Annotated in this window: 17 protein-coding genes; 6 read left to right on the top strand and 11 right to left on the bottom strand. The window is 68.1% G+C overall.

Annotation, left to right across the window (positions count from 1 at the left end):
• Positions 1-113: 113 nt before the first annotated feature.
• On the bottom strand, positions 114-1,556 hold the full coding sequence (locus ACODS4_RS02200; protein ID WP_488860250.1) for a helix-turn-helix domain-containing protein: 1,443 nt from the start codon (positions 1,554-1,556) through the stop codon (positions 114-116).
• A gap of 308 nt (positions 1,557-1,864) precedes the next feature.
• On the opposite strand from ACODS4_RS02200, the gene aceA reads away from it, so the two are divergent.
• The 3 genes from aceA (at position 1,865) to ACODS4_RS02215 (ending at position 6,124) form a co-directional block, all read left to right on the top strand.
• Positions 1,865-3,142 carry an isocitrate lyase gene (gene aceA, locus ACODS4_RS02205; protein ID WP_488860252.1) on the top strand — a complete coding sequence of 426 codons (1,278 nt, stop codon included), beginning with the start codon at positions 1,865-1,867 and terminating at the stop codon, positions 3,140-3,142.
• Between the two features lie 530 nt (positions 3,143-3,672).
• A complete protein-coding gene (locus tag ACODS4_RS02210; RefSeq protein ID WP_488860254.1) occupies positions 3,673-4,236 on the top strand; it encodes a DJ-1/PfpI family protein in 564 nt (187 codons plus the stop codon).
• A 190-nt stretch (positions 4,237-4,426) separates the two neighbouring features.
• A complete protein-coding gene (locus ACODS4_RS02215) occupies positions 4,427-6,124 on the top strand; it encodes a methyl-accepting chemotaxis protein (RefSeq protein WP_488860256.1) in 1,698 nt (565 codons plus the stop codon).
• Positions 6,125-6,142: 18 nt separating this feature from the next.
• On the opposite strand, the gene ACODS4_RS02220 is transcribed toward ACODS4_RS02215, so the two are convergent.
• The 4 genes from ACODS4_RS02220 to ACODS4_RS02235 form a co-directional block, all read right to left on the bottom strand.
• On the bottom strand, positions 6,143-8,026 hold the full coding sequence (locus ACODS4_RS02220; RefSeq protein WP_488860258.1) for a sensor histidine kinase: 1,884 nt from the start codon (positions 8,024-8,026) through the stop codon (positions 6,143-6,145).
• A 247-nt stretch (positions 8,027-8,273) separates the two neighbouring features.
• The gene (locus ACODS4_RS02225; RefSeq protein WP_488860260.1) at positions 8,274-9,950 is read right to left on the bottom strand and encodes an oligopeptide/dipeptide ABC transporter ATP-binding protein; all 1,677 of its coding nucleotides are present in this window, start codon (positions 9,948-9,950) and stop codon (positions 8,274-8,276) included.
• Positions 9,947-10,741, bottom strand: coding sequence for an ABC transporter permease subunit (locus tag ACODS4_RS02230; protein ID WP_488860262.1), 795 nt, complete (start codon positions 10,739-10,741; stop codon positions 9,947-9,949). The genes ACODS4_RS02225 and ACODS4_RS02230 overlap by 4 nt, the downstream gene beginning before the upstream one ends.
• Entirely contained in the window at positions 10,738-11,499 is a 762-nt protein-coding gene (locus tag ACODS4_RS02235; protein ID WP_488860264.1) for an ABC transporter permease subunit, read from the bottom strand. The genes ACODS4_RS02230 and ACODS4_RS02235 overlap by 4 nt, the downstream gene beginning before the upstream one ends.
• A gap of 373 nt (positions 11,500-11,872) precedes the next feature.
• On the opposite strand from ACODS4_RS02235, the gene ACODS4_RS02240 reads away from it, so the two are divergent.
• The 3 genes from ACODS4_RS02240 (at position 11,873) to ACODS4_RS02250 (ending at position 16,031) form a co-directional block, all read left to right on the top strand.
• Complete coding sequence (locus tag ACODS4_RS02240; protein WP_488860266.1) at positions 11,873-13,744, top strand: phospholipase D-like domain-containing protein; 1,872 nt, start codon at positions 11,873-11,875, stop codon at positions 13,742-13,744.
• Positions 13,741-14,553 carry an endonuclease/exonuclease/phosphatase family protein gene (locus ACODS4_RS02245; protein ID WP_488860268.1) on the top strand — a complete coding sequence of 271 codons (813 nt, stop codon included), beginning with the start codon at positions 13,741-13,743 and terminating at the stop codon, positions 14,551-14,553. The genes ACODS4_RS02240 and ACODS4_RS02245 overlap by 4 nt, the downstream gene beginning before the upstream one ends.
• A 251-nt stretch (positions 14,554-14,804) precedes the next feature.
• Complete coding sequence (locus ACODS4_RS02250; protein ID WP_488860270.1) at positions 14,805-16,031, top strand: polyhydroxyalkanoate depolymerase; 1,227 nt, start codon at positions 14,805-14,807, stop codon at positions 16,029-16,031.
• 151 nt (positions 16,032-16,182) lie between these two features.
• Here the strand turns inward: ACODS4_RS02250 and ptsP are convergent, their stop codons facing one another.
• From ptsP to ACODS4_RS02280, 6 genes are all read right to left on the bottom strand, one after another.
• Positions 16,183-17,979, bottom strand: a complete 1,797-nt coding sequence (gene ptsP, locus ACODS4_RS02255) for a phosphoenolpyruvate--protein phosphotransferase (RefSeq protein ID WP_488860272.1) — start codon at positions 17,977-17,979, stop codon at positions 16,183-16,185.
• Positions 17,969-18,292, bottom strand: a complete 324-nt coding sequence (locus ACODS4_RS02260) for an HPr family phosphocarrier protein (RefSeq protein ID WP_488860274.1) — start codon at positions 18,290-18,292, stop codon at positions 17,969-17,971. The genes ptsP and ACODS4_RS02260 overlap by 11 nt, the downstream gene beginning before the upstream one ends.
• 7 nt (positions 18,293-18,299) lie before the next feature.
• Positions 18,300-18,698 carry a PTS sugar transporter subunit IIA gene (locus tag ACODS4_RS02265; RefSeq protein ID WP_119831462.1) on the bottom strand — a complete coding sequence of 133 codons (399 nt, stop codon included), beginning with the start codon at positions 18,696-18,698 and terminating at the stop codon, positions 18,300-18,302.
• Positions 18,699-18,808: 110 nt separating this feature from the next.
• Positions 18,809-19,738: an RNase adapter RapZ gene (gene rapZ / locus ACODS4_RS02270; protein WP_488860276.1), complete on the bottom strand. Its 930-nt coding sequence runs from the start codon at positions 19,736-19,738 to the stop codon at positions 18,809-18,811.
• Positions 19,735-20,184, bottom strand: a complete 450-nt coding sequence (locus ACODS4_RS02275; RefSeq protein WP_488860278.1) for an HPr kinase/phosphorylase — start codon at positions 20,182-20,184, stop codon at positions 19,735-19,737. The genes rapZ and ACODS4_RS02275 overlap by 4 nt, the downstream gene beginning before the upstream one ends.
• A gap of 118 nt (positions 20,185-20,302) precedes the next feature.
• Positions 20,303-20,647, bottom strand: a complete 345-nt coding sequence (locus ACODS4_RS02280) for a hypothetical protein (protein WP_488860280.1) — start codon at positions 20,645-20,647, stop codon at positions 20,303-20,305.
• Between the last annotated feature and the right edge of the window lie 126 nt (positions 20,648-20,773).

Raw genomic sequence — 20,773 nt, forward strand, 5'->3', positions numbered from 1 at the left:
AACCTAGCAACAATTCCGCCGGAAGGCCACGGCTTTATACCAGTCCATCTGACGAGTCCGCCAACAAACAACACAGAAATTAAAGTAGAACATTGACGCAGATCAATGGCCGCTCACTCGGCGCTGGGTGGGGCGAAGAGATAAGGCGACAGGCCGCGCAGATTTTCATCGACGATAAGCCGATGATTCAGCGGCGGAAACGCCCGTTGCGAGCAATCCAGCCGGGGGCAGAGGCGGCAATTCACGCCGATCGGCGTCGCCGCTTCGGTGTTGGCCAGATCAAAGCCGTCCGCATAGGTGACGTGCGCCGCGTGGTGGGCGTCGCAGCCCAGCGCGATGGCGAATTGCTGCGGCGGGCTGCGGTGGCCGCCGCCCGCCTTCACCACGGTGCGGGCGATGGAGAACCAGGTGGTCCCGTCCGGCATCTGCGCGACCTGGCTGTGAACCTTGCCCGGCGTTCGGAACGCTTCGTAAACGATCCAGCGCGGACAACCACCGCCGAAGCGGGCGAAGTGGAATCCGGCGCCGGAGAAGCGTTTGGACACGTTGCCCGCGCTGTCCACCCGCATGAAGAAGAAGGGAACCCCCTTGGCCCCGCTGCGGTGCAGGGTGGTCAGGCGTTGGCACACCTGCTCAAACGAAGCATCAAACCGCCTTCGTAATATTTCGATATCATAACGAACCTGTGTGGCGGCCTCGTGGAAGCGCTGGTAGGGCATCAGCACGGCGGCGGCGAAATAGTTGGCCAGCCCGATGCGGGCCAGCCGCCGCGCCTCGTCGTCGGACAGGTTGGCGGTCTCGACGATGCTGTTCAGCAATTCGCGGTGGCGCAGCAGGGCGATTTGGCAGGCGAGCTGAAAATTGCGGCCCGACGGGGCCAGCATCTCCGACAGCAGCACCCGGCGGCTGTGGCGGTCGAAGCGACGGACGGCGTAGCCCATGACCTCCGACGGCAACAGGCGGACGCGGACGCTGTGCTGGGTGTTCAGCCAATCGACCAGCCCGCGATAGAGATCGCCCTTTTCAAGAGCGCCGTCCTTCCACAGCGCGTCGGCGGCGTCCTCCAACTCCGGGAAATGGTTGGAATGGGCCTGGAACAGGTCGCGCACCTCGTCCTGGGGAAAGCCGCTGCTTTGCACCAGATGCAGCTTTTCCCGGTCGGCCACCCGTTCCGACAGCGCTTGCAGATCGTCGCGCGCGCCGCGAAAGCCGCGATAGAGCGCGACCACCGCCTGCCCCAAGGTGGGGGCGACGGCGGCCAATTCGCGGAAATCCTGGTTCTTGATGTCGGATCCGTTGAACAGCGGGTCGGCGAACACCTCGCGCAGGCCCGCGACCAGACGGCTTTCCTCATCCTCGGCGAAGGCCTGGAGATCGACGCCGAAATTCTGCCCCAGCTTCAGCAGCAGCGGCACCGTCACCGGGCGCTGGTTGTGCTCGATCAGGTTCAGATAGCTGGGGGAAATGCCCAACTGGTCGGCCATCTGCGCCTGGGTCAGACCCTGGTCGCGGCGCAGCCGCCGCACCTTCGGCCCCAGCATCGCCTTCTTGTCCATGCCCTTGCCCTCGACCGTCCGGCCCCGGCGTCCCAGGGGCTGTAAACTTTACAAACTTTACTGATTTACAGAGTTTTCGCGACGACAGTTTACAAACGGACCTTTTTACAAACAAGGGCTTATTGCAACGCACAGAGGCCCGGCGTAACACTCTGTCCATGGCCGCGCTGTAAAGCCAACGGCACCAGACAAAAGGCTCGATCCAGACCAAAAGCTGGGAAACGAGCGTTGGGACCGAACAAGGCCCGCCCCGAGAATCCTTAGACTTGCCCCCTGAACCAGGGCTTACGGACAGAAGGACACCGATCATGGCGCTCGACGAAAAGACCAAGGCCGCCCTCCGCGCCGCTCGTTACGAAGGCATCCGCCGCGACTACACCGAGGAGGACGTCAAGCGTCTGAGCGGCTCGATCAAGATCGAACACACGCTGGCCGAACTCGGCGCGCAACGCCTGTGGGAACTGCTGAACACCGAGCCGTACATCAACACGCTGGGCGCGCTGACCGGCAACCAGGCGATGCAGGCGGTCAAGGCCGGCCTGAAGGCCATCTACCTGTCGGGTTGGCAGGTCGCCGGCGACGCCAACAGCGCCGGTCAGATGTACCCCGACCAGAGCCTGTACCCGGTGAACTCCGTCCCGGCGGTCGTCGAGCGCATCAACAACGCGTTCAAGCGCGCGGACGAGATCCAGACCTCCGAAGGCAAGGGCGACACCTATTGGTTCGCGCCGATCATCGCCGACGCCGAAGCCGGTTTCGGCGGCCCGCTGAACGCCTTCGAGCTGATGAAGTCGATGATTAAGGCTGGCGCGGCGGGCGTGCACTGGGAAGACCAGCTCGCTTCGGAAAAGAAGTGCGGCCATCTCGGCGGCAAGGTTCTGATCCCGACGCAGCAGCACATCCGCACCCTGAACGCCGCCCGTCTGGCCGCCGACGTCAGCGGCACCTCGACCCTGGTGATCGCCCGCACCGACGCGGAGTCGGCGCAGCTCATCACCTCGGACATCGACGAGCGCGATCATCCCTTCATCGATTTCGCGGCGGGCCGCACCACCGAAGGCTTCCACCGCCTGAAGACCGGCGTCGGCGTCGAGCATTGCATCGCTCGCGGCCTGTCCTACGCCCCCTACTCCGATCTGCTGTGGTGGGAAACCTCCAAGCCGAACCTGGACGACGCCCGCAAGTTCGCCGAAGCCATCAAGAAGGAATTCCCGAACAAGCTGCTGGCCTACAACTGCTCGCCGTCCTTCAACTGGAAGGCCAACCTGGACGACGCGACCATCGCGAAGTACCAGAAGGAGCTGGGCGCCATGGGCTACAAGTTCCAGTTCGTCACGCTGGCGGGCTTCCACTCCTTGAACTACTCGGCCTTCACGCTCGCCAAGGGCTACGCCGAGCGCGGCATGGCCGCTTACTCCGAACTGCAACAGGCCGAGTTCGCGGCCGAGAAGGACGGCTACACCGCCACCAAGCACCAGCGCGAAGTCGGCACCGGCTACTTCGACGCGGTCGCCACGGCGATCTCGGGCGGCACCTCCTCGACCACCGCGTACAAGGACTCCACCGAGGCTGACCAGTTCCATTGATCGGGAGTTGGTCCGTGATCCGGTGTGCGAGCCGGATCGTTTTGAACGGCTGATGCTTTGACTTTTCAACGGCCGGGGGGAAACCTCCGGCCGCTTTTTTGTGACAAACGCCCGCCGTTCGCCGTCATAGCCCCGCCCCATTGGTATGGCTGCCTTGCGCGGCCTCAATTCAAGGTCGTCGGCAAACGGGGCCGAAAGTCTTGAACAGCACGGGAAAACGCCGATTTGGTGTTGTTGTTCCGTCCGTATCTCTTCCGCTGCGGCGCGGAATCCCCTGTTGACTTGAGAACGCTTCAAGACCACTTACATCGCATGCTGAAAACAAACCGATCCGGGACGTAACGGTCCCTCCACGCCGGGCGCCCAACGCGGAGTCCGGCGGCGGGTCCCGCCTCCGCGCGACGCCTGTCGCGCCGTGACGGTCGATTCCGCCCCCGCGTCTTTCCGCGTGGATGTTTGCTCCGGTGGTTGCCGCTCCGTCGCCTCCGGCCTCGGCGCTTCTGATCGACATGATGAAAGGACAGTGCAGTATGGATTATTCGCTCACGGGAAAAACCATTGCCATTCTCGTCTCCAACGGCTTTGAAGAAGCGGAGATGACCGAACCCCAACGCGCTCTGCTGAAGACCGGCGCGACCCTGCGCACGATTTCGACCGAGACGGGTCTGGTGAACGGCTGGCACGGCAAATCCTGGGGCCATTATTTCCCGGTCGACAAGCAGTTGGGCGAGGCGCTGGGCGCCGATTTCGACATGCTGCTGCTGCCGGGCGGCGAGCGCAGCGTGGCCAAGCTCAGCCAGTCGGCGCACACCCGCCGCATCATCGGCCATTTCCTGGACGCCGGGAAGCCGATCGCCGCGATCGACCAGGGAATCCAACTGCTCGCCATCCCCGGCAAGCTGCGTGGCCGTCTGCTGGCCGCGCCGGAAGCCTACCGCGCCAATTTGATCGCCGCTGGCGGCAAGATCAGCGACGAGGCCCTGGTGGTCGATGAGATCACCGTCAGCGCGCTGGGCCAGGACCAGCTCGCCGAGTTTGTCGAGGCGGTGGTCAAGCTGTTCGGCGAATCCGCCGCTCTGCGCGCGGCGGCCTGACCGCTTCGCGCCTTTTGATAGTTTTGGTTGCTGAACAGCCGCCGCGCCGCCGGGCGCGGCGGCTGTTTTGCGTTTGCGTGAAAGATCTGCGTTGATAATTTTAAACATATCCCGTAGGAAAATTAGACACCGAATGATCGGATCTTTCCCACAATCACCGCCTTGACGGGCGCGCGGAGGAGTCTTGAGAATGGCTAAAATGCAGGCATTTTCACGATTCACCATCCGCGCGAAAATCATGGCGGCGGTTCTCGGAACCGTGGTGATGGCCGGCGGCTTTGGTCTGTTCACCCTGGATCGGCTTGATATTCTAAACAACGCGGCGGAAACCATGCGGGGCCGTTCGCTGCCCAGCACCCAGTTGGCCGGGCAATTGGCGGCGGCGGCCCAGAGCCACCGCATCGCCGAGGCCGCCTACGCGCTCTCCACCAACGCCATGCAGATCAATCATGTGGAAACCGACCTGAAGGCGGCCGAGACGAACGTCGCGCGTCTGCGCGCCGACGCCGGGCCGCTGTTCGCCAGCGGCGAGACGGCGGAGCGGTTGAACGCCTTTGACGAGGCCTGGAAAAATTACGCGTCCGCCGCCGACCGCGTGCGCAGTCTGGTTCGCGACAACCAGAGCCAAGCCGCCGCCAGCGTGTTCAAGCGGCCCAGCGCGGTGGCCTTCGCCCGCGTTCAGGAGACGCTGACCGCCCTGGTGGACGCCACGATCAAAGAGGCTGGAACGGTCGCCGACCGGGGGGCCGAGGTTTACCAGGCGGCTTATGGTTTGGTGTTGAGCGTGGTGACGCTGTGCACGCTGCTGTCGCTGGCTTTTGGCTGGGCGCTGGTGCGCAGCGTGTCGCGGCCCATTCTGGCGGTGGCGTCGGCGCTGGAACGGTTGGCCGCCCGTGATTTCTCCGCGTCGTTCGACGATGACCGCCGCGACGAGATCGGGCGGATGGCCGCCGCCGCGCGGGTGTTCAAGGACAACATGCTGGAAACCGAACGGCTCCAGACCGAACAGGAGCGCTTGAAGGCCGCCGCCGCCGACGAGCGTCGCCGCGAGTTGCAGCGGTTGGCTCAGGGTTTCGAGGCGACGGTCAAGCGTCTGGTCGAGGCGTTGACCGACTCCACGGCCCGTCTGGCGACGGCGGCCAGCGGCATGGCGACCAGCGCGGCGGACACCGCCAGCCACGCCGACGCGGTGTCGGCGGCGTCGGAGCGGGCCTCGGCCAATGTGGACAGCGTGGCGGCGGCGACGGCGGAATTGTCGGCGTCCTTCGCCGAAATCGTTCGATTGGTCGGCGATTCGGCGGGCATCGCCGCCACGGCGACGCGCGACGCCGAACGCGGCACGGTGGTGATGGGCAGTCTGGCCAACGCGGCGGCGGAAATCGGCAAGGTGGTCGATCTGATTTCGGGCATCGCCGGGCAAACCAATCTGCTGGCGCTGAACGCCACCATCGAAGCGGCGCGCGCGGGCGAGGCTGGCAAGGGCTTCGCCGTCGTCGCGTCGGAGGTGAAGATTCTGGCCGGGCAGACCGCCAAGGCGACCAGCGAGATCCAGGCGCGCATCGCCGAGATTCAAGCGGCGTCCGGCACGGCGGTGGAGAGCATCGACGCCGTCACCCGCACCATCGCCAAGCTGAACGAAATTTCCGGCGCGGTCGCGGCGGCGGTTGAACAGCAGACCGCCGCCGTTGACGAGATCGCCGCGAACATCCACGACGCCGCCGACGGCGCCCGCGACGTGTCGGGAAACATCGCCGCCGTCACCGCCGCCGCCGCCGTTTCCGAACAGGCGTCGTCGGTCATGGTCGACACGGTGGACGCCGTGTCGGGCGACACCGCCCGGATGCGGGCCGAGGTTGACGGCTTTTTGTCGGCGCTGCGGGCCGGATAAAGCGCCGTCGCGGGGGCGTCAGACCCGCTCTTCCATCACAACCCGTTCGGCGGGGAAGGTCAGCCGCACGGTGGTGCCCCGGCCTGGCGCGCTGTCGATGTCCAGCCGCCCGTTGTGCAGGGCCAGCAGGGCGCAGGTCAGCGGCAGGCCAAGGCCGGAACCGTGTTCGGTCGTCGTCATCCGGTCGTGCGCCTGGGAAAAGGCGGTCAGCGCCAGGGGGATTTGCTCCGGCGTCATGCCGCGCCCGGTGTCGCTGACCGACAGGCTCAGGCCGCCTTCGTCGGTCAGGCTGGCGGCCACCCCGATTCGTCCGCCGGGCGGGGTGAATTTCACCGCGTTGCCGACCAGATTGGTCAGCATCTGGCGGATCAGCGTCGGGTCGCCGTACAGGCTGGGCAAATCATCGGCCACGCTGCTGTTCAGCGCCACCCCGGCCCCTTCCGCCCGCGCGCCCAGCATCGCGGTGGTGGCGTCGATGATGAGCGGCAGATTGCACGGTTCCTCATACAGCTCCATCTTGCCCGCGTCGATCCGGGCGAGGTCGAGCAGGTTGTTGATGAGTTCCAGCATGTATTCGCCAGCGGTGGCGATCTGCGCCGCCGCGTCGCGGTAACGCGGGTTGTCCAGCGGCCCCATCACCTCGTCCCGCAGAATCTCGGCGAAGCCCATGACGGCGGTCAGCGGGGTGCGCAACTCGTGGCTCAAATGATGGACGTAGTCGGATTTGTGGCGGTTGGCCTGTTCGGCCTCGTCGCGGGCGGCGGCCAACTCCAGGGCGCGGTTCTTCAGGTCGGTGATGTCGGCGCGCACGCCCACGGCGCCGCCGTCGCTGGTCCGCCGCTCCTCGATGCGCAGCCAGCGGCCATCCTGCAACTCCACCTCGATCGGCGGGCCGCCGTCGCGGTGCAGGGCGAGCCGCTGGGCGATCCAGGATTCCAACGCCTCGGCCGGCATCCGGTAGACGCCGCGCCGGGCGGTTTCGCGCAGCACGGTTTCAAAGGGGGTGCCGGGGGCGAGCAGATCCGGGTTGGCGGCGAACAGGTCGCGGTAACGCTGGTTGCACAGGACCAGCCGATCCTGGGCGTCGTAGAGAACGAAACCCTCCGCCACGCTGTCGATGGCGTCGAGCAGCCGGGCGTGCGCCTGCCGGGCGTCCCGTTCGGCGCGGACCCGTTCGCTGACGTTGCGGACGCTGCACAACACCCGGTCGCCGTCCATCAGGGCGACCAGCCGCGCCTCAAAGGTGGCGTCGCTCTGGCTGGATGAGGGGGCGGGCAGGGTGAATTCGATGCCGACCACAGTTTCGCCAGCGGACAGGCGGGCCAGCGCGTCGGCCACCAGGGCGCCCGCCGGATCGGGCAGAACGTCTTGCACCCGACCGTTGAGGAAGCGCTCCGCCGGAATGTTCAGCTCCGTCGGGCTGGCGGTGGCGAAATCCAGGATGGAGCCGTCGCGCCGCAACTCGAACCGCAAATCGGGGTAGGCGTAGGACAGCGCCACAAGCTGCTCGGTCAGCCGCGCCAGCTCTTGCCGGGCGACATGGTCGGCGGTCGCCTCGATCACCAGCAGCGGCGTCGCCGTACCGAATTGGCTGGCGGGCGCGCGGGTGACGCGGACGTCGAGATCAGGGGTGGGCGCCGTCGCGTCGGTTTGGAAGGCGATGGTGGCGTTGGTCGCCCGTCCGCTGGTCAGGCAAGAGGTCAAAGCGGCGCTGGCCTTGGCGTCGGCGCGCAGGCGGATCAAGGCCGCGTCGGCGGCGTCCGGCAGATCGAGCAAGCCGCGCGCCGAGTCGTTCAACCAAACGACGCCGCCGTCGGGTTGAACCAGCCACAAAGGAACCGCAAGCCCGGCCAAAAGGTCGAGACCCAAACACCCGGACTCTTCGATCTGGGGAAAGGCCATCGGCGTCCCATCAATCCAGCGGTCAGGGCATCCTACTACGTCGTCGCCTGGAAAACAGCCATGCGATGGTGTTGCGCTTCAGCGGCGTTGCGCGGGTCGGCGCCGCTTGCCCTCTCCCCAACCCTCCCCCGCGTTGCGGGAGAGGGGGCCTTGAACCTTGTCGGCGGGCGGCGGAGTTCCCTCTCCCGCTGACAAGCGGGGGAGGGTTAGGGAGGGGGCGAAGCGTGGAACGACGTCCGGCGTTTGTTTAAGGCGTGTCCCAGTAATGGCAGGCGACCTGATGGCCGGGGGCGACCGGCTCCAAAGCCGGGACGGCCTGGGCGCAAAAGCTCCGCGCCTTGGGGCAGCGCAGGCGGAGCGCGCAGCCGGCGGGCGGGCGCAAGGCCGATGGCGCGTCGCCGTCCAAGGCCGGGGCCGCGCCGCGCGCCGCGCTCAGCATCGCCTGGGTGTAGGGGTGGCGGGCGTGGCGCAGCAGGGCGTCGGCGTCGCCGCTTTCCACCACCCGGCCCATCAGCAGAACCAGCGCGCGGTCGGCGTGGCGCAAGCCCTCCTCGGCCCGTTCCGTCGTCAGGATGACGGACAGCCGCCGCCGGTCCCGCGCGGTCAGCAGATCGTCCCAGAAATCGGCGCGCTCTTCCGCCGACAGGGTGGCGAGCGGCTCGTCGCAGACCAGCGCGCGCGGCTCCGGAATCAGGGCGCGGGCCAGCCCGACCCGTGCGGCTTCGGGTGGATTCAGGGTCGCGGGCCAGCGCGCCGCCGTGTCGGCGGGCAACCCCACCGACCGCAGGGCGTCGGCCACCCGATGGGCGCGGCGGTCGGCGGGGATCTCGGGCCGCAGGGATTCCAGAACCGTCGCCAGTTGGCCGCCAACGGTCATCGCCGGATCCAGGGACGCCGCCGGGTCGGGAAACAGCGGTTGCAGGTCGCGGCGGATCCGCCGCATCCCGGCGGCGTCGGCCTTGGCCAGATCGCGGCCCATCCAGGCGACCTGGCCCTTGGTGGGCGGCGGCAGATGCAGCAGGGCGCGGGCGAGCATCGCCTTGCCGCTGCCGGTTTCGCCCAGCAGAACCAGGGTTTCGCCGTCGGCCAGATCAAGATCCAACGGGTGGACCACGGTCAGGCGCCGTTCCTCCCCCGTCGGGCCGACGCCCAGCGGAAAGGACACGGCGAGGCCGCGCGCGCTCATCACGTCGGCTCCCGCCTGCCCGCTGGTCGGGTTGGGGGCGGGCAGCGGGGTGGGGGCGGCGGGGGTGGGCAGCAATCGCCCGTCATGCAGGGCCAGCCGCTGGTCGGCGGGGCCGTCCAGCCCGTCTTCGGGCCGCCCGGCGAGGATCAGCGCGACGGCGCTGTCGCGCGCCCAATCGGCCAGCCGGTGCAGCAGGCGCAGGCGCACGGTCGGATCCAGCCCGGCGGCGGGCGCGTCGGTCAGCAGAACCGCCGGGCCGACGGCGATGGCCAAGGCGAACAGCGCCGCCCACCGCAGCGAGTCAGGCAGGCGGTCGGGCGGCAGGTCGAAACGCCGGGCGGCGGCGGGAACCCCCATGCGGTCGAGCGCGTCGGCCATGCGGCGCAGCGCGGCGCTGGTGTCCAGCCCCAGGTGATGGCCGATGACGTCCGCCGCCTGCAAGGCCAGCGGGCGTTGCGGGGCCATCCGTCCGCCCTGCGCGATCAGCAGGCGGCGACCGTCCACATGGGCTTGTCCGGCCTGCGCGACTCCGGGCAGGGGCAACCCGGCCAGGGCGCGCAGCAGCAGGGTTTTTCCCGCGCCCGCCCCGCCGGTCAGGGCGAGCACCGCGCCTGCCTCCAGCCGCAGGTCGGCGCGGTCGATCAACACGCGGTCGCCCGCCAACAGGGTCAGCCCATCGGCGGCGACGGGCGGGTTGGTCGCGGCTGCGGCGGGGGCGGAGGTGGCGATGATGGTCATGCGCGGGCGTCCGTGGCCGCGCCGCCGTGCGGTCCCTCAGCGGCGAGACTCAGCGCCTCATCCGCCACGGCGTGAAGCGCCCACAGGGACAAGGACAGCAGCAGCGCCGCCGGGATCAAGGCCAGACCGTCGCCCAGCCGCGCGGCCAAGCCGATCGTCGCCCCCCAACTTCCCACCGGCGACGGCAGGCCAAGGCCCAGCAGGCTGGCGAAGCTTTCCACCGCCAGCGCGCGGGGCAGGGCGACGGCTCCGGCGGCCAACAGGGGGCGGACGGCGTTGGGAATCAGGTGATGGCGCAGGATCGCCCCCCGCGACAGCCCGGCGGCGCGGGCGGCGATCAAAAACTCCCGGCGCAGCAGGGCGCGCAAGTCCTCATGCGCCAACCCGGCCACCAGGGGGGCGGCGCTGAGCGCCACCAGCAGGGCGAGCAGCGGCAAGCCGCCGCCCATCAACCCGGCGCCCAGCGGGGCCAGCAGCGCCAGCGGCAGGCCCGCCAACCGGGCGGCGGCGGCCATCAGGCGGCGTTCCGTCCGTTCCCCCAGCGCGGTCGCCAGCACGGCCCAACCCAGGCCGAGACCGGCGCCCAACAACCCGCTCAACAGGGCGAAGGACAGGCTGCCGCGTCCGTCGGTCAACGCGGTCAGAACCGGATCGCTGTCGGCGCGCAGCGGAGCCGCGCCGTCGCTCAACAGCGGCGCGACGGTGCAGGCCAGGGCCAGCGCCGCCAGCAGGGCCAGCCCGGCGGCGCCCCGCCCGTGGCGGCGGCCATGCGGGTCGGGCCGCGCGCTCATCGGCCCATCCCGCTGGATCCGGCGAGCGGCTGGAGCCACGCGCCAAGGGCGGTTCCCAGCGCGGTCAGCAACCCGGCCAGCCCGCACAGCGCGATCAGGGCGGGCAGCGCGCCGGACGCGGATCCGGCGCGGGCGGCGTCGATCAGCAGCCCGCCCAATCCCGGCAGGTCGAGCAGGCTTTCCAGCGCCACCCCTCCGGCCAGCGCCGCCAGCACGGCGTTGGCGAAACCGCCCAGCACCGGGGCCATCGCGGCGGGCAGGGCGTGGTGGCGCAGCATTTTGCGGTCGTCCAGCCCAAAGCCCTCGGCCATGCGCAGGGCGTCGCTGGTCAGCGCCTCCGTCATCGCCGGGCGGGCGAGCCGGGCGGCTTGGCAGGCGGCGGGCAGGGCCAGCGCGGCCCAAGCGAGCGGGGCGGCGGCGGCCCCGTCGCGCACCGCCAAGGCGGCCAAGGCGGCCAACAGAAAACCGGGCAGCGGCGGCCCGGCGGCGATCAAGGCCCGGCCCACCAGACCGCTTCCCGTCTGCGGGGCCAACCCGGCCCAGGCCCCGGCGACGGCGCCCAGGGCGGCGCCCAGGAACAGGGCGGGGGCGATCAGCAGAAAGGTGAGGCCCAGCGCCGCCAACAGCCCACGCGCCGCGCCCAGCGCGTCCAGACCCGTCGCCCAGGCCAGCGCCGAAGCCAGGGCGACCCCGGCGGCGATGGGCAGAAGGGTGGTGGGCAGCGTGTCGATCAGGCGGCGGGCGGCGGTGCGCGGCATCGGGGGCGGGGCGATCTTCCGAAAAGGCGGGGACGGGACGAGGCAAAGATGCAGAGGTTCGGCCTCGTTTGCCCCCTCCCCGACCCTCCCCCGCCTGTGGCGGGAGAGGGAGCCTGGAGCCTTGTCGGCGCGCGGCGGATTTCCCTCTCCCGCTGACAAGCGGGGGAGGGCTAGGGAGGGGGCAAAGCGTCGCCAAACCGGCGCAACTCTGCTCAAGGCCGAACCGTAAGCGCGCCCACCCCAGCGGGGCAACGAAATTGGCGCGGAGGTCCGACTCGGGAGCGTAATTTTCTCCAATCAAGCGGCGGCAGGATGGAGCGCGCGCCCCCACATGAGGCAGGATGCCCTGCGCCGCCGCCTTTGGATCCGTCTGATGACCGCTGACCCGCCTCGCTCGCTCGCTCCGCCTCCCGACGCCGCCGGGCGGTCCGGCGTTGCGGCGGCGTCGCTGGAGACGGCGGCGATTTTGGAGCCGGGGCGCACCTGCTGGCGGATCGAGCGGACGAACCGTCTGTCGGTGATCGTCGACGCCGAGGCGTATTTCCTCCACGCCAAGGCGGCGCTGCGCCGGGCGCGGCGCAGCGTGTATCTGTCGGCCTGGGATTTCGACGCGCGCATCCGGCTGACGCCGCAGAACCGCCGCGCCCACCGCCCCGACCGGCTGGGCCATCTGCTGAACTGGCTGGCGACCAGCCGCCCGGATCTGCGGATTCATGTGCTGAAATGGGACTACGCCGAACTGTTCGATCTGGCGCGTTGGACCCATCCCTTTCTGTTGCGCAACTGGCTGACCCATCCGCGTCTGCAATACCGGCTGGACGGCGACCACCCGACCGGGGCCTGCCATCATCAAAAGCTGCTGGTGATCGACGATTCCCTCGCCTTTTGCGGCGGGCTGGATCTGACGGCCAACCGTTGGGACACCCGCGCCCACCGGGGGCAGGAGCGGTTGCGCCGCCAGCCCGACGGCGCGCCTTACGAACCGTTCCACGACGTGATGATGGCGGTGGACGGCGACGCGGCCCGCGCCTTGGGCGATCTGTTCCGCGCGCGCTGGCTGCGCGCCACGGGGGAGGAGCTGACGCCCCCCGCCGCGCCCTTGCCGCCGCCGCGTCGCTTCGCCTACCGGCGTTTTCTGCTGCGTCGGACGCCCGCCGATCCTTGGCCGCCCGGTCTGGCACCGCTGGTGACGGGCGCGCGCGTCGGCCTGAGCCGCACGGATCCCGCCTGCAACGGGCGGGCGGAGGTGCGCGAGGTCGAGGCGCTGTTCCTCGCCGCCATCGCCCAGGCCCGCCGGGTCATCTATCTGGAAAGCCAGTATTTCGCCTCCATCGCCGTGGCCGAGGCGCTGGCGGCGCGGCTGGGGGAGGCCGACGGGCCGGAGGTGGTGGTGGTCAACCCGGCGCGCTCCACCAGTTGGCTGGAAAACGCGGTGATGCTGGGCGCGCGGGCGACCATGACCCAGAACTTGCGCGCGGCGGACCGCCATGGCCGCTTCGCCCTCTATTGCCCGCGCGCCGACGATGGAACCGCCATCACCGTCCACGCCAAGGTGATGGTGGTCGATGATCGGCTGTTGCGCGTCGGCTCAGCCAATCTGAACAACCGCTCGATGGGGTTGGACACCGAATGCGATCTGACGTTGGAGGCGCGGCCCGACGATCCGGCGGACGCCGCCCTGCGCCGCGCCATCGCCCACAGCCGCGACGATCTGATCGCCGAGCATCTGGGGATCGCCCCGGCCACCGTCGCCGGAGAGTTCGGGCGTCGCGGCTCGCTGATCGCCGCCATCGAGGCGCTGCGCCGTCCCGACGGGCGGCGGCTGGAGCCGCTGGTCGAACCGGAACTGGACGGGCTGACCCTGGCGGTGGCCGAGGCGCGGGTGTTCGACCCGGAACGCCCGGTGGACGCGGTGGACATTCTGCGCCGGGTGCTGCCTTCGCGCATTCCACGCCGCCATCGGTGGTTGATCCTTGGGCTTGGTCTGTTGGCCTTGCTGCTGGCGCTGGCCCCCACCGGCGCCGCCCCCACTGACGCCGAGGGGTGGGACGAGGACGGCGTCGCGACCATGGTCGGGCTGGCGTCGCTGCTCCGCGCCGTCACCATGGTCGAGCGCTGGCTGGGGCGTCTGGTGGGCGATTATGGTTTGGCGCTGGCCGCGCTGCTGCCGATTCTGGCGTGGCTGGCGCGCTGGGCGGCGCGGACCGCCGCAACGACGACGATGAAGGGACGTGATCGACCGTGATCCGATTCAGCCGTGAGCGCGCCGAGCGCATCGCCTCCGCTTTGCGCGCCGCCGCCGCCCGCCGTCCAGGCCGCCGCCCTGAGGGGCGTTGTGATCCGATTCCCGACGGGTTGATCGGCTTTTCGGTCGCGACCTGGAACATCCACAGTTGCGTTGGGCTGGACGCGCGGTTCGCGCCCGACCGCGTCGCGCAGGTGATCCGCGATCTCGACGTCGATCTGATTGGTTTGCAGGAAATCGGCTGGCACCATCGCGGCGAGCCGGGGCTGGACCAGTTCGCCTATCTGGAGCGGGCCACCGGCCTGACGGCTTACGCCGCGCCGACCAAACACAACGACCGCGCCCATTACGGCAACGCTGTGCTGACCCGGCTGCCGGTGCGGTCCTTCACCGGCGTCGATTTGTCCATCGGGCGGCGGGAACCGCGCGGCGCCATCGACGCGGTGGTGGAGGCGCAGGGGCGTCCGTTGCGGGTGATCGTCGCCCATCTGGGTTTGGACCCGTGGGAGCGGGCCGAGCAAATCAGCATCATCTTGTCGCGGGTGGCGGCGGAGCCTGACATGCCGACCCTGTTCATGGGCGATCTGAACGAATGGACGCCGACCTCGCCCCGGTTGCGGACGTTGGGGGAGTTCTTCGCCGACGTCGCTGATCCGCGCAGCTTTCACGCCCGCCTGCCGACCCTGCGGCTGGACCGGATCTACGTGTCCAAGGGCTTGCAAATTCCCGCTTTTGAAAGCGTCCGCACCGCGTTGACCCGGCGGGCGTCGGACCATCTGCCGGTGCGCGCCACGTTGGCTTTGACCTGACGGATCCGTATGGTTTGACCCTATGAGCCTATGGTGATAGGGGGTGGTCCCTAGGTCTTATGCAGGCCAGCAAAATGGCGCGCCGCAATGTTCTTTGCACAACAGAGCCTTGCGCGCATCATAGGGGCTATTGACCTATACGAACACCGCACTGCAAGATACAGTTGGTCATACGATCAATACGCCAGCCCATCAACCGGACGCCCAGAGGGCCAAGGTCGCCGGGAACCAGCACGACGCGAGGACGGGATTTGCTGTACCATCTGTACGACATGCAACACGCGGCCATGCGGCCGATGCGTTTTTGGGCCGAAGCCGCTCAGCACACCTTTCAGAATCCGCTGATGCCGTTGTCCTACACCAAGCTGGGCCGCGCGGTCGCCGCCGGCGCCGAGTTGATGGAGCGGACGACCCGGCGCTTCGCCAAGCCAAGTTTTGGTTTGAAGGAAACCACGGTCCAGGGCCAAACGGTGGCGATCACCGAACGGATCGTGACGGCGACGCCCTTCTGCAATCTGCTGAATTTCGCCAAGCCCGACGGCGCGCCCCGGCAGCCGCGCGTGTTGCTGGTCGCCCCGATGTCCGGCCACCACGCCACCTTGCTGCGCGGCACGGTCGAGGCGTTGATCCAGGACCACGACGTCTTCATCACCGACTGGATCGACGCCCGTCTGGTGCCGGGCGCCAAGGGCCGCTTCGATCTGGACGATTACATCGAGACGGTCGCCGGGCTGGTCCGCTTCCTGGGCGAACGCACCCACATCGTCGCCGTCTGCCAGCCCGCCGTTCCGGTGATGGCGGCGGTGTCGCTGATGGCGGCGGCGAACGAGCCGGTGCAGGCCCGCAGCATGACCCTGATGGGCGGCCCCATCGACCCGATGGCCAACCCGACGACCCCGGTCAAGCTGGCGGTCGAACGCCCGCTGAAATGGTTCGAGCGCAGCGTCATCACCACGGTGCCGGTCTATTATCCGGGCGCTTTCCGTCGCGTGTATCCCGGTTTCATCCAGTTGTCGGGCTTCATGTCGATGAATCTGGACCGCCACATCGGCGAGCACATCGGCCTGTTCCGCCATCTGGTGCGCGGCGACGGCGATTCCGCTGAACAGCACCGCCGTTTCTACGACGAATATCTGTCGGTGATGGATCTGCCGGCGGAATTCTATCTGCAAACCATCGAGACGGTGTTCCAGAAGCACGCTTTGCCGAATGGAACCTGGGTGTCGCGCGGGCGCAAGGTCGATCCGGCGGCGATCACCAAGACGGCGGTCATGACGGTGGAAGGCGAGCTGGACGACATTTCCGCCCCCGGCCAGACCATCGCGGCGCAGCGTCTCTGCGCGTCCCTGCCGGACAGCATGCGCAAGACGCATTTCCAGAAGGGCGTCGGCCATTACGGCATCTTCAACGGCCGCCGCTGGCGCGAAAGCATCCTGCCGGAAATCCGCAGCTTCATCCAAAGCCACGACGGGGAGTGAATGGGGTGGGGCTTGTCGGCTTCGACGGCCCCCTCCCTCCCGCTTCGCGGGTCCCTCCCTCCCCCGCCCTTGGCGGTGGAGGGGCAAGGAGCGGCAGTCCCCTCTCCCGCGTCAGCGGGGGAGGGTTAGGGAGGGGGCGAGCGCATCCCCCTCATGCCATGCTGTTGAAATCATCCAGCAGGGTGGCGATGCGCCCGGTGTCGCTCTGGTCCATGATGACGCGGGCGCGGCGGCTGGATTCCATCAAATCCAGGCCCCGGATGCGCTTCTTCACCGCCGGAACCGACGGCGGCGACATCGACAACTCCCGCACGCCCAACCCCAGCAGCAGGGCGGTGTAACGCGGATCCCCGGCGATTTCGCCGCACACCGACACCGGAATGCGCGAGCGCAGCGCCGCTTCGATGGTGAATTGGATCAGGCGCAGCACCGCCGGGTGCAGCGGATCGTACAGCGTCGCCACCTGTTCGTCGGCGCGGTCGATGGCCAGCGTGTATTGCGTCAGATCGTTGGTGCCGATGGAAAAGAAATCGGCGGCGTAGGCCAGCGCGTCGGCGGCGAGCGCCGCGCCCGGCACCTCGATCATCACGCCGACCGGCGGCAGGGGATCGGCGATGGCCACCCCCCGGCGGCGCAGACGGCGGGCGACCTGCCCCATGATCTCGCGCACCTTCTGCACCTCCGACACCGACGAAATCATCGGCAGCAGGATGCGCAACGGCCCGTGCGCGCCCGCCCGCAGCATCGCGGCGAGCTGGGTTTCCAACAGCTTCGGTTCGCGCAGGCTGAGGCGGATGGCGCGCAGGCCCAAGGCCGGGTTGGCGGGTTCGCCGTAGCGCCCGGCCATCCAGCCCGCCAGCTTTTCCCCGCCGACGTCCATGGTGCGGGCGGTGACGGTGCGCCCGCCCATCCCCTCCACCATGGCGCGGAGCACGGTGTATTGCTCCTCCTCGTCGGGGAGATCGTCGCGGTTCATGAACAGGAATTCGGTGCGCAGCAGGCCAATGCCCTGCGCGCCGTTTTCCAGCGCATGTTCCAGGTCGCGCGGCATTTCCAGATTGGCCATCAGCGTGATGGCCATGCCGTCGCGGGTCACGGCGGGCAGCTTGCGCAGGCTTTTCAACTGTTCGCGCTCGCGCTCACGCGCGGCGCGGCGGTTGCGGTACTCGTCCAGCACCTCGGGCGCCGGGTCGATGACGACGCGGCCCTGGACGCCGTCGACGATGACGGTCACGCCGTTGCGCACCCCGGCCAACAGCCCGGCGGCCCCCAGCACGGCGGGCAGCCCCAGCGAGCGGGCCAGAATCGCCGTGTGGCCCTCCGCCCCGCCCAGCACGGTGGCGAAGCCGCCGACCGCCTTCGGATCAAGCAGGGCGGTGTCGGCGGGCGTCAGCTCTTCGGCCAGAATGATGCTGCCGGGCGACAGGGTGGAGAAGGCGCGGTATTCGTGCTTGAGCAGATTGCGGGTCAGCCGCCGCCCAACCTCGCGGATGTCGCCGATGCGGGCGGCGAGATAGGCGTCGTCCATCTCGGCGAAGGTCTGGGCGATGCTGGCGATTTCCGCCTGGATCGCCGCCTCGGCGTTGACGTGGTCCTGCTTGATCCGGCGCTCCACCCCACGGGTCAGGCGGGAGTTCGTCACCATCGACAGATGGGCGTCGAGCAGGAAGCCGATCTCCTCCGACGCCGAGTCGGGAAGGACCAGCGCCTTGCTCTTCAGCTTCTTGATCTGGCGCCGCGCCTTGGCGGCGGCCTCGTTGAAGCGCGCGACCTCGCCGTCCACCGCGTCGGCGGCCAGCGTGTATTCGGGGATGGTGACGGATCCGCTTTCCACCACATGGGCGGGGCCGATGGCGACGCCGGGCGACACGCCCAGACCGCGCAGGCAACGGTTCGGGCCGGTGGCGGCGTGGCCTCCCGGTCCGTCGTGCTTGGCGTCACTCTTCATCGAATTTGCGGTTTATCAGGTCGAGCAGAGCGGCCATCGCGTCATCGGCCTGCGGGCCTTGCGCGCGCAGCTCCACGCAGGTGCCGGGACCGGCGGCCAACATCATCAGCCCCATGATCGACTCGCCCGAGACCATCGATTCGCCCCGGCGCACCATGATTTCAGCGTTGAAGGTGGCGACCAGCTTGACGAATTTGGCCGAGGCGCGGGCGTGCAGGCCGCGTTGGTTGGTGATGGTGGCGGTGCGGCGAAGCTCGCCGTTGGGCAAACCGTCGGGGGCCAGACCGTCGGGGGTGTCGTCCGAATGGCTCATGCAGGGGTCAGTCCGACAGCAGGGAGGAGGCGACGTTGATGTATTTCTGCCCGGCGTCGCGGGCGGAAATCACCGATTTGTCCAGCGTTTCGGTCTTGCGCACGCTGGCGAGCTTGATGAGCATCGGCAGATTCATGCCGGCGATCACCTCGACCTTGGCCTTGTCCATGATGGAAATGGCGAGGTTGGACGGGGTGCCGCCGAACATGTCGGTCAGAACCACCACGCCGGACCCGTCATCCACCTCGGCGACCGAGTTCAGGATGTCCTGGCGCCGCTGCTCCATGTCGTCTTCGGGACCGATGCACACGGCGCGCACCTGATCCTGTTCGCCGACCACATGAAACAGGGCGGCGATGAACTCTTCGGCGAGCCGCCCATGAGTGACAAGAACCATACCGATCATGGGACATCCTTCAAGGTTGGATCCTCCCCAGGAAATTTTGTGTCGCTTCTGCGGATCGTTCGATCATGTGGATCGTTCGTCGGGTTTGTGTCGTCAAGGTGCAAATTGCATCATCCGGTTCCGTTGGGCCGGGCGTTCTGACGAGTCAGGTCGCGGTGGCTGAGATTGACTCGGACGCCCAGCTCCGTCAGCCACGCCGCCAATTGTTCGGCGACGAACACCGAGCGGTGCTTGCCGCCGGTGCAGCCGATGGCGATGGTCAGATAGCTCTTGCCCTCCTGGGTGAAGCGGGGCAGGAGCGGGCGGAGAAGGCTGGTGAGATTGGCGAAAAAGGCCGGGAAATCGGCGTCGCCCGCCACCCGCGCCGCGACGGCGGGATCAAGCCCGGTCAACGGGCGCAGGGCCGGATCGTAATGGGGGTTGGTCAGAAACCGCACGTCGAACACCAGATCGGCTTCGCGCGGCAAACCCAGCCGGAACGAGAAGGACGTCACGAACACCTGAAGGGCCGCCTGCGCGTCGCGTTGAAAATGCCCCGACAGGATGCGCCGCAAATCGTGAATGGACAGTTGCGTCGTGTCGATGGTGACGTCGGCCTGTTCTTTCAGCGGAAACAGCAGCGCGCGCTCGCGCGCGATGCCGTCGGGCACCGTCCGGTCCACCGCCAGCGGGTGGCGGCGGCGGGTTTCGGTGAAGCGGCGTTGCAAAACCTCGTCGCCGCAATCGAGAAAGACCAGCCGGACGTCGAGATCGTCGCGGGCGCGCAGATCGTCCAACTCGTCCAGAAAAGCCTGCGCTGAAAAATCGCGGGTGCGGCTGTCGATCACCAACGCCAAAGGGCGGCGGCGCGGGTCGGCCTGTCGCAGCAGGGCGGGAACCAGCGACAGGCGCAGATTGTCCACCGCCTCATACCCCAGATCCTCCAGCGCCTTCAGCGCCACCGACATGCCGGCCCCGGACAGGCCCGTCACCAGGACGATCCGACCGGGTGGTTCGGAAGGCTGCGAGGGGGTGGGCAGGGGGGCGGCGGCCATGGTCATGGACAGGCGGCCATGCTGGCGGGAATCGACCCCAACGCGCCATCGCGCGCGGCGACGGCGGCCAGACGCAGCTTGGCCGTGGCCGAGGCGTCGAAGGGATGCAAAGTCAGGTGGGGAAGGGCAACGTTCAGGATCGTCTCATGTTCCACGTCGGGCAGGCGTTCGATCCGGTCACGCGGAACCAGATCGACGATCAGACCGATTTCAGCCGAGGCGACGGACGAAACCGGCATGATCCCGACGCCCCGCACCTCCAGATATCCGGCCAGCGTCGGCGGCGGCGCGGCGATCAGTCGATCACCTTCCACACGCATCGAAACCTGGTCATCGGAAACCAGCTTTGCGCCTTCGTCGATCAGTCGCAAAGCCAGATCGGATTTCCCACTTCCCGAAGCCCCTCTCAGCAAAACGCCGATGCCGGAGATCAGAACGCAGGTGCCGTGCATCGTCACCATGATCCATCGAAGGTGAGACGTGCGGCGTCTTCTGTCAATGGACTCGAATGTGGGGGGCAAAGCGCGGACCGCCCGATCCGATCAAGGGCGGTCAATCAGCGTCGTTGACTCAGGTTCCCGTGGATTCGCGGGGCGCGCGGCGGATGGATTCCAACTCGCGAACCAGCGCGTCGCGCCGACGGATCATTTCGTCGAGATCTTCCAGTTCGGCGGCTTCCTGGCAGGCGTCGCGAAAATCCTTTTCACGCTTCAACCGAATCAGCAGGAGTTTGTAGCTGTCGGCGATCCGCGCCAGATGCTTTTGCGCGCCGTTCAGCGCCTCGGCCAGTTGCGTCCGTTCCTGCGCGGAATCGCGCATCAGGCGGGCCAACTCACCTTGCTGACGACCAGCGTCGCTGATGAGTCTCGCCAGACGATAGCGCCGAATATCAATGACTTGAGCGGATCCAGACATGGAAACCTCACACAGTTGCCACGGTCAGGCGCGCGCGCAAACGAAAGCGGGAAAAGGGTGCGAGCGAAGAATGACCGTCAACAGAATTGACCTATACTCGGGCTTTGTCCACAGCATAGCGACGGG

This window comes from Azospirillum sp. FG154, assembly GCF_057809575.1.

Excerpts from the sequence above, each read along its gene's own strand:
- ACODS4_RS02265 (WP_119831462.1), bottom strand. The coding sequence starts at position 18,698 with ATGATCGGTATGGTTCTTGTCACTCATGGGCGGCTCGCCGAAGAGTTC.
- ACODS4_RS02210 (WP_488860254.1), top strand. The coding sequence starts at position 3,673 with ATGGATTATTCGCTCACGGGAAAAACCATTGCCATTCTCGTCTCCAAC.
- aceA (WP_488860252.1), top strand. The coding sequence starts at position 1,865 with ATGGCGCTCGACGAAAAGACCAAGGCCGCCCTCCGCGCCGCTCGTTAC.
- ACODS4_RS02230 (WP_488860262.1), bottom strand. The coding sequence starts at position 10,741 with ATGAGCGCGCGGCCCGACCCGCATGGCCGCCGCCACGGGCGGGGCGCC.
- ptsP (WP_488860272.1), bottom strand. The coding sequence starts at position 17,979 with ATGAAGAGTGACGCCAAGCACGACGGACCGGGAGGCCACGCCGCCACC.
- ACODS4_RS02200 (WP_488860250.1), bottom strand. The coding sequence starts at position 1,556 with ATGGACAAGAAGGCGATGCTGGGGCCGAAGGTGCGGCGGCTGCGCCGC.
- ACODS4_RS02260 (WP_488860274.1), bottom strand. The coding sequence starts at position 18,292 with ATGAGCCATTCGGACGACACCCCCGACGGTCTGGCCCCCGACGGTTTG.
- ACODS4_RS02225 (WP_488860260.1), bottom strand. The coding sequence starts at position 9,950 with ATGACCATCATCGCCACCTCCGCCCCCGCCGCAGCCGCGACCAACCCG.
- ACODS4_RS02275 (WP_488860278.1), bottom strand. The coding sequence starts at position 20,184 with ATGCACGGCACCTGCGTTCTGATCTCCGGCATCGGCGTTTTGCTGAGA.
- ACODS4_RS02240 (WP_488860266.1), top strand. The coding sequence starts at position 11,873 with ATGACCGCTGACCCGCCTCGCTCGCTCGCTCCGCCTCCCGACGCCGCC.
- ACODS4_RS02220 (WP_488860258.1), bottom strand. The coding sequence starts at position 8,026 with ATGGCCTTTCCCCAGATCGAAGAGTCCGGGTGTTTGGGTCTCGACCTT.
- rapZ (WP_488860276.1), bottom strand. The coding sequence starts at position 19,738 with ATGACCATGGCCGCCGCCCCCCTGCCCACCCCCTCGCAGCCTTCCGAA.
- ACODS4_RS02280 (WP_488860280.1), bottom strand. The coding sequence starts at position 20,647 with ATGTCTGGATCCGCTCAAGTCATTGATATTCGGCGCTATCGTCTGGCG.
- ACODS4_RS02215 (WP_488860256.1), top strand. The coding sequence starts at position 4,427 with ATGGCTAAAATGCAGGCATTTTCACGATTCACCATCCGCGCGAAAATC.
- ACODS4_RS02235 (WP_488860264.1), bottom strand. The coding sequence starts at position 11,499 with ATGCCGCGCACCGCCGCCCGCCGCCTGATCGACACGCTGCCCACCACC.